General features: G+C 64.1%; 1 protein-coding gene and 1 pseudogene. Both read right to left on the minus strand.

What is annotated here, in order from left to right; all coding sequences use genetic code 11:
• A partial coding sequence (locus RHBS_RS27365; RefSeq protein WP_145977648.1) for a CobD/CbiB family cobalamin biosynthesis protein occupies positions 1-715 on the minus strand: 715 nt, incomplete at its 3' end.
• Positions 716-1070: 355 nt separating this feature from the next.
• Positions 1071-1901: pseudogene (locus RHBS_RS27370) on the minus strand (LysR family transcriptional regulator); the annotation flags it as partial.

Raw genomic sequence — 1901 nt, forward strand, 5'->3', positions numbered from 1 at the left:
GCTGCGCGGCGTCGCGTCGCCACATCTTCAGCGCTCGGGCGGGCGAACCCTGCACCGAGGGAGCCGCGACGACCGTCGCCACGCCGGTGACGCGAGCCGGCAGCAGGTTCAGAACGTCGTCGATTCGTGCTGCGGCCCAACCGAAGCGCAGATATTTCGGAGACCGGTAGCCGACCATCGCGTCGAGCGTGTTGCTCGCTCGGTAGGCCAGAATTCCCGGCACCCCGGCCAGTGCTCCCCACACCAGCACTCCGACAGTTGCGTCGGAGGTGTTCTCCGCGATGGACTCCAGTGCGGCGCGCGCGAGGCCGTCGGAGTCGAGTGGTTCCGGATCTCGACCGCACAGTGACGGTAGCAGTGCGCGTGCGCTCTCGAGGTCGTCGTTGTCGAGGTGGTCCGCCATCTGCCGGCCCACCTTCGCCAGGGACGTGCCTCCGAGCGCGGCCCAGGTAGCGGCCGCGACCAGAGCAACCTCAGTGGGTGCACCTGCACGACCGGCCACGCGACTCGACCCGACGCCGAGTGCGGTCACCGAGCCGATCAACGCGACTGCGTGGACGACGCCAAGAGCCCGGCTGTCGCGATAGAGGACGTGTTCGACGCGCAGTGCTGTGGTGCCGAATCCTGCAACCGGGTGCCAGCGTTGTGGGTCTGCGAACACTCGATCGAGGCCGTAGCCGACCAGTAAGCCGATCGCTCGGGGGTGTGTCCACATCCCACGAATCTTGCCAACTGCGCACCCGGCGCAGGAATTCGGTATGCCGGACTCAGCGCTGGCGGTACGCGCCCGCCAGCTGGCGACCGCTGAAATTCATGTCGTTTCCGTCGTTGAGCAGTGCAATTGCCATTCCTACGAAGCCGACCGTTGCCATTACGAACAGTGTCATGATTCCCCCAGAATCTCGTGTGGATCCGCCAATGCGGACTTGTCTGTAACAGATTGTTACCCCTATGTTCGCCGATTCCCACTTCTTTGAGGTCGGCGTCACGTGTGTCCGTCATCACGAGACGGCCGTCTCATCGGAACGTCCAAATGCCAACGGCCACCGACACTCTCGGACTGTGCTGATCTACTGTGGTTTCTGTTGCACAGCAAAGAGATGCTGTTCGTCGGTCACGACCGATCTGAGGAATTCGTCGACCACCTTCACCCTCGCCAGACCGGTCAGCTCTCGCGGCACCACGGTCCAGTAGGTTCGCTCCACCGAGACGACTCCGGGCAGCACCGACGTCAGAGCGTCGTCCGGTTCGCCGATGTAACTGGGCAAGGGCGCGATTCCCACACCGGACCTCGCGGCGATCCACTGACCGGTGATGTTGTTGGTCTGTATCCGTGCACGCCCGTCGGGAAGGATGGCGTCCAGTATTCGCAGTGGCGCAACGTCGAGCAGAGCGTCGACATACGAAATGAGAGTGTGTTCTCGCAAATCCTCGACGGTGTCGACAGGGGGCGTCGCAGCGAGATACGGTGCGGCAGCGTAGAGCCCGAGGGAGTACGTCGCCAGCCTGCGAGTCACCACGAATCTCGGCGATGGCCGTTCCAACGTGATCGCGATATCGAACTCCCTGGTGGCCAAAGAATTGTGCTCCGTGGCGGTGACCAACTCGATGTCGAGATCGGGGTGCTTGTCCCTGAGCAGCCCCAGTTTGGGCGTCAGGACGAATGCCCCGAACCCGTCCGGAGCCGCGATACGCACGGTCCCTCGCAACGATCCGGTGTCGGAGGTCTGATCCTCGAACGCGGCGATGAGTGTCGATTCGACGGTCTCCGCGTATCCGACGAGGCGTCGACCCGCTCGGTGAGTCGCCAGCCCGACGGTGTCCTGTCGAACAGGCGCTGCCCGGCCGATTTCTCGAGCGCCGTGATGCGCCGACCGACGGTGGTGTGGTCCACCCCCGAG

The organism is Rhodococcus sp. BS-15 (genome assembly GCF_000813105.1).
Lineage (GTDB): Bacteria > Actinomycetota > Actinomycetes > Mycobacteriales > Mycobacteriaceae > Rhodococcoides.